Here is a 10,973-nt window from a genome sequence, read left to right as displayed (position 1 = left end):
ATGGAAGAAAAATTAAAAATCGGTATGCATTTTACTGAGAAAAACAGAATGTTTTTAAATGGGGATGACCCGATGTTAAGAGAAGCCTCTAAAACTATGAAATGTCCGGTGACCCTTTTTGGAACAGATCCATCCTGTGATTATTATGCAGAGAACATTCATATTAAAGATGGAAAGAACTGTTTTACACTGGTCTGCCCGGATGGAAAAGAGGAGATAACGATTCAGCAGTTAGGAACACACAATGTTTTGAACGGGCTTGTAGCTGTAGCTGTGGCAGGATATTTTGGAATTAAACCATCGGATGCGGCAAAAGGTCTGGAAAAATATGAAGGACTGCCGATGCGTCAGCAGATCAATCATCTGGCAAACGGAATTAAGGTCATAGATGATACCTACAATGCCAGCCCCGCATCTGTGAAATCAGGCATTGATGTGCTGGTACAGTTGGATAATCCGGGAAGAAAGATTGCAGTTCTTGGAGATATACTTGAACTTGGCGAGATATCCTGGCAATGTCATTATGATACAGGTATGGCAATTGCTGACCGGCCGATTCAGATGGTTGTCACTGTGGGTCAGGAGATGAAAGCACTTGCAAAGGCGATTATTGATTCAGGAGCAGGAATTGCTGTATGCAGTTTTGATTCAAACAGCGAAGCAATTGGGTGGCTTCTGGAGAATATAGCAGATGGCGACGCAGTTTTTGTCAAAGGATCACGAGGCATGCATGAGGAAGAAGTCGTTAAAGCATTGAGAGAAAAGTATGCCATAAAATAGGAATAACGAAAATAACCTTGCATTTCCATAAAAATGGGAGTATAATCAACACACAAAATTGACACTTCATTTATTTACAGAATTAAAGATATTCCAGGAGGGGAAGTATGTTTAAAATACGTGAGGCTAAGCAGTTAGCAGATAAGATCTTCTTTATGGAAGTGGAGGCACCGAGAGTTGCCAAAGCTTGCCAGCCGGGAGAGTTTATTATTGTGAGAATGGATGAAAAAGGTGAGCGGGTTCCGCTCACAATTTGTGATTATAATAGAGAAGAAGGAACGATTAGTATCGTGTTCCAGGCTGTTGGCGCTTCTACAGAGCGTATGTGTGAATTAAAGTCAGGAGATTTCTTTGCAGATGTTACAGGACCGCTTGGCAATCCTTCTGATTTGGTTAAAGAGGATATTGAGTCTCTGCGTTCCAAAAAGATTTTATTTATTGCCGGAGGTGTTGGAACAGCACCGGTATATCCGCAGGTGAAATGGCTTCATGAGCAGGGCGTGGAAGCAGATGTTATTGTTGGTGCAAAAACGAAGAATTTATTGATCCTGACCAAAGAAATGGCAGAAGTAGCCAATTATCTTTATGTTGCAACAGATGATGGATCCTATGGTTTTAAAGGCCTTGTTACTCAGGTACTGGAAGATCTTGTTGTGAATCAGCATAAACAGTATGACCATTGCATTATCATCGGTCCGATGATCATGATGAAGTTTGCATCTATGATGACAAAGAAGCTGGGCATCCCGACAACTGTAAGTTTGAATCCGATCATGGTAGACGGAACAGGTATGTGTGGTGCCTGCCGTGTTACTGTCGGAGGAGAAGTAAAGTTCGCATGTGTGGATGGCCCGGAATTCGATGGACATCTTGTAGATTTTGATCAGGCAATGCAACGTCAGCAGATGTATAAATCTGAAGAAGGACGTGCGGTACTTAAAGAAATTGAAGGCGACACACATCATGGTGGCTGTGGAATGTGCGGAGGTGAAGAATAATGGCAGTGAATATGACAAGAATACCAGTAAGAGAGCAGGAAGCATTGGTACGTGCAGAAAATTTTGATGAAGTTTGTCTCGGATATTCAGAAGAGGAAGCTGTTCAGGAAGCCTCCAGATGTCTTCATTGTGCAAAACCGCTTTGTGTTCAGGGATGTCCGGTATCCATTAATATTCCTGATTTTATTGAAGAAGTCAAAAACAGAAATTTTAAGAAGGCTTATGAAATTATCAGTGAATCTTCAGCACTTCCTGCAGTATGCGGCCGTGTTTGCCCTCAGGAGAGTCAGTGCGAAGGCAAATGTATTCTCGGTATTAAAGGGGATCCGATCGCCATCGGTAAACTGGAACGTTTTGTTGCAGACTGGGCGATGGAGAACGATGTAAGACCAACGGCTTCGGAAGAAAAACGTCCGGAACATGTGGCTGTCATCGGTTCAGGCCCTGCCGGACTTACATGTGCGGGCGATCTGGCCAGAATGGGTTATCAGGTGAAAATTTTTGAAGCCCTTCACGAAGCCGGTGGCGTGCTTGTATATGGTATTCCGGAATTCCGTTTGCCTAAGGATACTGTTGTAGCCCATGAAGTAGAGAATGTTAAGAGACTGGGTGTCGAGATTGAAACCGATGCGGTTATCGGAAAGTCTATTACCATCGATGAATTGATGGATGAAGAAGGATTCGATGCGGTATTTATCGGTTCCGGTGCAGGACTTCCAAAGTTTATGGGAATTCCGGGAGAACAGGCGAATGGTGTATTTTCTGCCAATGAATTTTTAACACGAAACAACCTGATGAGAGCTTATATGGGTTATGATACACCGATTCATGCAGGTAAAAGAGTGGTTGTTGTCGGCGGCGGCAATGTTGCTATGGATGCAGCACGTACAGCACTTCGTTTGGGTGCGGAAACACATATTGTTTATCGCCGCAGCGAGAAGGAGCTTCCGGCCAGAGTTGAAGAAGTACATCATGCAAAAGAAGAAGGTGTTCAGTTCCATCTTCTGAATAATCCGGTAGAGATTCTTGTAAGCGATAACGGATGGGTGCGCGGTGTGCGCTGTATTCGTATGGAACTCGGAGAACCGGATGCATCAGGAAGAAGAAGACCGGTGGAAGTTGAAGGTTCAGAATATGATATTACAGCAGATACAGTGATCATGGCCCTCGGAACATCACCAAATCCTCTGATTTCTTCCACAACAAAAGGACTTGATACAGACCGTAGATCCTGCATTGTTGCCAAAGAAAGCAACGGTGAGACAACACGACCGGGAGTATTTGCCGGCGGAGATGCGGTAACGGGAGCAGCGACAGTTATTCTCGCCATGGGTGCGGGTAAAGCTGCAGCTTCAGGTATTCATGAGTACTTACAAAAAAACAAAAAACATTCATAAAAACTATTGCAAATTATGAGGTTGGGGTATATAATGGTGCTATGTTAAGAAATTAACATAAAATGAATTAGCCCTTTGAATCCCATAATAATATAACCCTTAGAAGCCGTTATCTTTTGATAGCGGCTTCTTGCTTTACATAAAACCGGAGGTAAGGATTATGTCAGAAAAAATATGTCTTGCAGCAATGGATATTGATGGTACGCTGCTTGGAAAAAATAAAAATTTAACAGATTATACAATAGAAGTATTGGATCGGGCGGCAGCAGCGGGAATACATATTGTTATTGCCAGCGGACGGGCACTTCAGGCCATACCGGAGACCTTATGCAGAGCAGGGGGGATTGAATATGTGATTACGTCAAACGGCAGCAGCGTGTTTTCGCTGAAAAATCGAGAACGTATTTTTGAAAAGGATATGACATCGGAACAGATTATGATGATTTTAGATTTTTATAGAAATTATGAATGTCCCATGGAGATTTTTATAAAGGGGACACCCTATACGTCTGAAGAATATTTCCGGTTTCCGGAGCGCTTTGGTGCCTTTGGTTCGGCGGCGGAATATGTTAAAACAACGCGTAATCCGGTAAAAGACATACGAGCATTTGCCGTGGAGCATAAAGATGAGATTGAAGGCATTAATTTTATTATGAACCATATGGAACTTAAAACTGAAATGAGGGAAAAACTGGAGGCTATGGGCGGAATTTATGTGACGTCCTCTGTTCCGCGTTATATTGAGATCAGTCATGGAGATGTATGTAAATATGCAGCATTAAAGTGGCTGGCCAATGAGCTGAATATTTGTCCGGAAGAAATCATAGCTTTTGGCGACGGAGAGAATGATTTGGAAATGATTCAATATGCCGGCATCGGTGTTGCCATGGAAAATGGCATTGACAGATTAAAAAAAGCTGCTGACCGGATCGCGCCTTCCTGTGATGAGAATGGCGTTGCGCGGGTATTAGAGGAATTTTTATAGTGAACAGAAAAAAGGCAACCTTTTAGGATTGCCTTTTTTCTGTTTTTTAAGAAAATCCTTGGAATGTATTTATTCCTCGGCCTGATCGAGAGCGGCTTTCAGAAAACCACGGAAAAGAGGATGACATTTATTCGGTCTTGATTTGAATTCAGGATGGGCCTGGGTTGCTACAAACCATGGATGAGAAGGTAATTCGATCATCTCAACAATGCGGCCGTCCGGGGATACACCGCACAGACGCATGCCATGTTCGATTAATTCCTGACGATATTCATTGTTAACTTCGTAACGGTGACGATGGCGCTCTTCAATTTCTCTTGTGCCGTAAAGCTCATAAGCTTTGGAGTTCGGATCAAGGAGACATTTATAGGATCCAAGACGGAGCGTTCCGCCAAGATCGGTCACACCGTGCTGATCCGGCATAATGTGAATCAGAGGATGTGTTGTGGATGGATTTAATTCAGAGCTGTGTGCATCAGCATATCCGAGAACGTTACGGGCAAATTCAACGATGGCCATCTGCATGCCGAGACAGAGTCCGAGGAATGGGACGTTGTGTTCACGGGCATACTGGATAGCTGTAATCTTACCTTCGATGCCTCTGTCGCCGAAACCGCCGGGTACGAGAATTCCATGAACATCTCCGAGAACTTCATCAACATTGTAAGAGCTGACCAGTTCGGAATCGACCCATTTTATATGAACTTCTGCATGGTTTGCCACAGCAGCATGTTTTAAAGCTTCAACAACACTCAAATAAGCATCATGAAGCTGTACATATTTTCCTACAAGTGCAACGGTAACTTCTTTTTCCGGATGTTTCCACGCATCGACCATTGCTGTCCAGTCGGCAAGATCCGGTTCCGGACATTCAATTCCGAGACGTTTGCACACAACATGTGCCAGGCGTTCTTTTTCCATAGCAAGGGGAGCTTCATAGAGAACATCCACGTCCAGGTTTTCAATAACACAATTTGTAGGAACATTACAGAAAAGGGAAATTTTGTCTTTGATGTCATCGCCTACCGGTAATTCGGAACGGCATACAATGACATCCGGCTGAATTCCGAGTGCCTGGAGATCTTTAACGGTATTTTGTGTAGGTTTTGTTTTCATTTCTCCAGAGGAACGGATATATGGAATAAGGGTGACATGAATAAGCATACAGTTTTCACGGCCAATGTCGTGCTGGAACTGACGAATGGATTCAAGGAATGGTTGACTTTCAATATCGCCGACGGTACCGCCGACTTCGATAATGGCAATTTCAGTTTCTCTGTTCTGATCATTGCGGTAAAAGCGACTTTTGATAGCGTTTGTGATATGGGGAATGACCTGAACTGTATTGCCGCCAAAATCCCCGCGTCTTTCTGCCGACAGAACATCCCAGTAGACTTTACCACTGGTCACATTGCTGTATTTGTTTAGAGAAGTGTCAATAAAACGTTCATAATGACCGAGATCCAAATCTGTTTCTGTGCCATCATCGGTGACAAAGACTTCACCATGCTGATAAGGATTCATTGTTCCTGGGTCTACGTTTAAGTAGGGATCAAATTTCTGCATTGTAACATTATAACCCCGTGCTTTTAAAAGACGGCCGAGGGAAGCTGCTGTGATACCTTTACCAAGTCCGGATACCACACCACCGGTAACAAAAACATATTTTACTGCCATATTTTGCCTCCTTGTGTTGTTAAAATAAAAGTGTCAGTTTTAATAATTAAGACATTATACACCTAAATTCACAGATTATCCATACTTTTTTTATCGAAAATTTTGGAACAAGTATTGATTTGAACACAAAGGAACATTATAATAAATAGATAGCGGTTTCAGATATCGCTAAAGATGACTGAAGGAGGAAGTATGGAAGATAACAATAGAGACAGCAATAATCCCGATAAAAGGGACAATCGCAAAAAGAATATACAAAATTTGGTCATTATTATGATTACAGCCTTTCTTGCGGTACTTCTCATTCAGAGACTGTTCGCACAGATGCAGGAAAGCCGGCGGAAGGAAGTGCCGTATAATGAATTTCTGGCGATGGTAGATGCGGGCGAAGTTGTAAAGGCGGAGATCCAATATGACACAATTGAATTCTGGACAGAAGATTCAAAAACAGCAATTACTTACTGGACAGGTAAAGTTGATTATGATCAACTTCCGCAGAGACTTGAAGCGGGCGGCGTTGAATTTAAAGAAAAGATCACAGATACAGGGACTATGATTTTATCAATGCTCATGACGTATGTTCTGCCGATCGTGTTGACCGGTCTGATGCTTTTATGGATCATGCGTTCGATGAAAGGCGGAGGCATGATGGGCGTGGGCAAATCTACTGCTAAAACCTATATGCAGAAGGAAACGGGAATTACATTTAAAGATGTTGCCGGCCAGGAAGAGTCCAAGGAATCTTTGACAGAGATCGTCGATTTTCTCCATAATCCGGGAAGATATACGAAGATCGGAGCAAAACTTCCGAAAGGAGCATTGCTTGTAGGCCCTCCGGGAACAGGTAAGACATTATTAGCCAAGGCGGTAGCCGGTGAGGCGAATGTACCATTTTATTCTCTCACAGGTTCGGACTTTGTAGAGATGTTTGTTGGTGTAGGTGCATCACGTGTGCGTGACTTATTTAAAAAGGCACAGGAAACAGCACCATGCATTATTTTCATTGACGAGCTGGATGCCATCGGTAAGAGCCGTGATTCACGCTTCGGAGGCAACGATGAGCGAGAGCAGACACTGAATCAGCTTTTATCGGAGATGGATGGCTTTGATTCTTCTAAAGGAATCATTGTTCTGGCTGCTACGAACCGACCGGAGATTCTTGATAAGGCGATTTTAAGACCGGGACGTTTTGACCGGAGGATCATTGTTGAGAAACCGGATTTAAAAGGTCGAGTGGACATTCTGAAAGTACATGCCAGAAATGTATGTCTGGATGAAACAGTTGATTTTGAGGAGATTGGTAAAGCAACATCGGGCGCAGTCGGCTCAGATCTTGCCAATATTATTAACGAGGCCGCGCTTCTTGCTGTGAAAAAGGGAAGGAATGCGGTATCCCAGTCGGATCTGTTTGAGTCGGTTGAGGTTGTTATTGCGGGCAAAGAGAAAAAAGACCGTATTTTAAGTCAGAAAGAGCGAAAGATCGTAACGTATCATGAAGTCGGTCACGCTCTAGCAGCTGCACTTCAGAAGAATACAGAGCCGGTACAGAAGATTACGATCGTGCCGAGAACGATGGGCGCCCTTGGCTATGTAATGCAGGTTCCGGAGGAAGAAAAGTATCTTATGTCTCAGATTGAGATGGAAGAGGAACTGGTCATTATGCTGGCAGGCCGTGCGGCAGAGAGTATTGTTTTTGATTCGGTGACGACCGGAGCGGCGAATGATATTGAACGTGCAACGGCTATGGCGCGTGCCATGGTTACCCAGTACGGTATGAGTGAAAAATTCGGTCTTATGAGTCTGGAGAGCGTCGAAGACCGTTATCTGAGCGGACACACTGTTTTAAACTGTGGTCAGGAAACAGCTACAGAAATTGACAAAGAAGTTATGCAGATTCTTAAATCTTCATATGACAAGGCAATTACTCTTTTGAAAGATAACAGAGAATGTCTCGATAAGATTGCCGATTTTCTTATTGAAAAAGAGACAATTACGGGAAAAGAATTTATGCATATTTTCCGCCAGGTCAAAGGAATTCCGGAAACTGAGGAAGGTGGAGACACGAACACAGAAACAACACCGGTATCTGGTGATGCCGAAGTATAGAAAAAAGGTAAACAGCAATGTTTACCTTTTTTTATATGAAAATAAATGGTACAATAGATATTAAGGAGATTCGGTAATGTTTAATATTGAAGAGGAATTGAAAAAACTTCCGTCAAAGCCGGGAGTTTACCTGATGCATAATGCTCAGGATGAAATTATATATGTCGGAAAAGCAATCAGTCTGAAAAACAGGGTCCGTCAATATTTTCAGAGCAGCAGAAATCTGACACCCAAAATTGTTCAGATGGTCAGCCATATTGCACGTTTTGAATACATTATTACAGATTCGGAGCTGGAAGCGCTTGTTCTGGAGTGTAATCTCATTAAAGAGTATCGTCCAAAGTATAATACGATGCTCATGGATGATAAAACCTACCCTTATATTAAAGTGACAACGGGGGAAGATTATCCAAGAATCCTTTTATCCCGTTTGATAAAAAAGGATAAGTCAAAATATTTCGGACCTTACACAAACGGCACGGCGGTGAAGGATACAATTGAGCTTTTAAGGAAAATATATAAAATACGGACATGTCACAGAAATCTTCCAAAAGATATCGGTGTGGGACGTCCCTGTCTTTATTATCATATTGGTCAGTGTGATGCACCCTGTCAGGGCGAAATTTCAAAAGAGGATTATCAGAAAAAAATTCAGGAGGTACTTTTATTTCTCGGAGGAAATCATGGACCGGTCATTCAGTTCCTTACAGATCAGATGATGGCGGCTTCTGAGGCTATGGCCTATGAGAAGGCGATGGAGTACCGGGATCTTATCCAGAGTATTCATCAGATTTCGGAAAAACAGAAGGTGACAAGTTCTCAGATGGAAGATAAAGATGTTATAGGGCTTGCAAGGGCCGGAAATGAAGCGGTGGTTCAGGTGTTTTTTATTCGCAACGGACGTCTGATCGGGCGGGACCATTATTATCTTACGGGAGTTGAGAATGAAAGCCGAAGCGAAATACTTACATCTTTTGTCAAACAGTTTTATGGAGAATCGCCCTATATCCCAAGAGAACTTATGATACCTGAGATGATTGAAGATGGGGATATTATTTTGCAGTGGCTTTCAGCAAGAAGAGGTCAGAAAGTGTTTTTCAGGGTTCCTAAAAAGGGCCAGAAGGAACGACTGGTGGAGCTGGCATGTAAGAATGCTTTGAATATTCTTAACAAAGACAGTGAACAGATGAAGCGGGAAGAAGCCCGGACAATCGGTGCGGTCCGTGAACTGGCAGATCTTTTGGGCCTGCTGCCGATGGATCGGATGGAAGCCTATGACATATCCAATATCAGCGGTTTCGAGAAAGTCGGTTCAATGGTCGTTTATGAAAAGGGAAAGCCAAAGCGAAGTGCCTATCGCAAGTTCCGGATTCAGGGTATACAGGGGCAGGATGATTATCATAGCCTGGAAGAAGTACTGACCCGGCGTTTTTCTCATGGACAGAGGGAGCAGAAAGAATTATCAGAAAAAGATATGGATGCTTCTATGGGCAGTTTTTCGGTTTTTCCTGATCTGATTCTGATGGACGGCGGAAAGGGGCAGGTCCATATTGCTGAGAAAGTATTAATGGAGATGGGACTTGATATTCCGGTGTGTGGCATGGTAAAAGATGATTATCACAGAACCCGGGCTGTATTTTTTGAGGAAGAAGAGATTGCCATTGATAAAACATCGGAGGCTTTTCGACTGGTGACGCGCATCCAGGATGAAGCACATCGCTTTGCCATCGAATACCATCGAAGTCTTAGAAGCAAGACGCAGGTCCGGTCCATCCTGGAAGATATTCCCGGGATTGGTCCGACACGAAGAAAAGCACTTATGCGGCATTTTGGAGATATAAACAAGATTCGGGAGGCATCTGTGGAAGAATTAAAGCAGGTGGATTCAATGAACGAATCAGCGGCAGAGGCAGTCTATCATTTTTTTAGAGATCAGTCACATTGATGTTCATCTGAGTTCATGTTATGATAGTGTAGTAGAAAGGGGTAGAACTATGTTTGATAATATACCAGCATATTATAATGTAAAATTAAGTAAAATAATGGAACCATTAAAATTAACACTTCTCAACAAGGAAGTGGATGTAGATAAAGTAGAGCTTCACCAGTCAGATGTGAACCGTCCGGCACTTCAGCTGGCAGGATTTTTTGAACATTTTGATTATGAGCGGCTTCAGATCGTCGGAATGGTGGAGAATGCCTATGTTGAAAAGAATTATGAGGATCATGGACTGGCAATGTATGATAAGATTTTCCAGGCAGGTGTGCCATGTATGGTTTTTTGTCGTAATCTGAGACCGGCCCAGGAGGTCATTGATCTGGCAACCCAATATAATATTCCGCTTCTTCTTTGTCCGGATGGTACCTGTGGATTTATGAATAAGGCAATTCTTACGCTTCAGGAAGAACTGGCACCAAGAATTTCCATCCATGGTGTTCTTGTGGATGTTTTCGGTGAGGGCGTGCTTATTATTGGAGAGAGTGGTATTGGTAAAAGTGAAGCGGCACTTGAATTAATTAAACGTGGACATCGTCTTGTATCGGATGATGTAGTTGAAATTAAGAAGATCAGTGACACAGAGTTAGTAGGAACAGCACCGAGCATTACAAGATATTTTATAGAGCTTCGGGGAATCGGCATTGTGGATGTGAAGACACTGTTCGGTATCCAGAGTGTCAAAGAGATACAGAAGATCAGTCTGGTTATCAAGTTGGAAGAATGGAATCGTGAGCGTGAGTATGACCGCCTTGGACTTGATGAGCAGTATACAGAGTATCTTGGCAATAAAATTGTATGCCATTCGATTCCGATTCGTCCGGGACGTAATGTGGCTGTTATTGTTGAAGCAGCGGCTATTAATCATCGTCAAAAACAGATGGGATATAATGCTGCTCAGGAATTATATCGAAGAGTCACCGGAAATATTCAGGAAAAACAGGACTTAAGGTAAAGTATAAACTGTTCTATTCCAAGGAGAGCGGAGAGGAATCATATATGACATTAGTGGAAGAACTGAACAACATTATGGG

At 42.9% G+C, this 10,973-nt stretch carries 8 protein-coding genes; 7 read left to right on the top strand and 1 reads right to left on the bottom strand.

The window, feature by feature from the left end; translation table 11 throughout:
- The 4 genes from QZZ35_RS06500 to QZZ35_RS06485 form a co-directional block, all read left to right on the top strand.
- Positions 1–780: glutamate ligase domain-containing protein (locus QZZ35_RS06500; RefSeq protein ID WP_291236663.1), on the top strand; the 780-nt coding region annotated here is incomplete at its 5' end.
- 107 nt (positions 781–887) lie between these two features.
- Positions 888–1,778, top strand: a complete 891-nt coding sequence (locus tag QZZ35_RS06495) for a sulfide/dihydroorotate dehydrogenase-like FAD/NAD-binding protein (RefSeq protein WP_291236662.1) — start codon at positions 888–890, stop codon at positions 1,776–1,778.
- Positions 1,778–3,175 (top strand): NADPH-dependent glutamate synthase, encoded by a 1,398-nt coding sequence (gene gltA / locus QZZ35_RS06490; protein ID WP_291236661.1) that lies wholly within the window; start codon positions 1,778–1,780, stop codon positions 3,173–3,175. The genes QZZ35_RS06495 and gltA overlap by 1 nt, the downstream gene beginning before the upstream one ends.
- Before the next feature lie 160 nt (positions 3,176–3,335).
- Positions 3,336–4,160: a Cof-type HAD-IIB family hydrolase gene (locus tag QZZ35_RS06485; protein WP_291236660.1), complete on the top strand. Its 825-nt coding sequence runs from the start codon at positions 3,336–3,338 to the stop codon at positions 4,158–4,160.
- A 69-nt stretch (positions 4,161–4,229) separates the two neighbouring features.
- On the opposite strand, the gene QZZ35_RS06480 is transcribed toward QZZ35_RS06485, so the two are convergent.
- Positions 4,230–5,837: a CTP synthase gene (locus QZZ35_RS06480; RefSeq protein ID WP_291236659.1), complete on the bottom strand. Its 1,608-nt coding sequence runs from the start codon at positions 5,835–5,837 to the stop codon at positions 4,230–4,232.
- A 192-nt stretch (positions 5,838–6,029) separates the two neighbouring features.
- Between QZZ35_RS06480 and ftsH the strand changes: the two genes are divergently transcribed.
- From ftsH to hprK, 3 genes are all read left to right on the top strand, one after another.
- Positions 6,030–7,943: an ATP-dependent zinc metalloprotease FtsH gene (gene ftsH / locus QZZ35_RS06475; RefSeq protein WP_291236658.1), complete on the top strand. Its 1,914-nt coding sequence runs from the start codon at positions 6,030–6,032 to the stop codon at positions 7,941–7,943.
- A 76-nt stretch (positions 7,944–8,019) separates the two neighbouring features.
- Entirely contained in the window at positions 8,020–9,888 is a 1,869-nt protein-coding gene (gene uvrC / locus QZZ35_RS06470) for an excinuclease ABC subunit UvrC (protein WP_291236657.1), read from the top strand.
- Between the two features lie 49 nt (positions 9,889–9,937).
- Entirely contained in the window at positions 9,938–10,894 is a 957-nt protein-coding gene (gene hprK, locus QZZ35_RS06465; protein WP_291236656.1) for an HPr(Ser) kinase/phosphatase, read from the top strand.
- Positions 10,895–10,973: the final 79 nt, after the last annotated feature.

The organism is Frisingicoccus sp. (assembly GCA_016298055.1).
In the GTDB taxonomy this organism is placed as follows: domain Bacteria; phylum Bacillota; class Clostridia; order Lachnospirales; family Lachnospiraceae; genus Frisingicoccus.
Note: the sequence above shows the minus strand (reverse complement) of the source record. Positions and strands in the feature narration are given on the sequence as shown.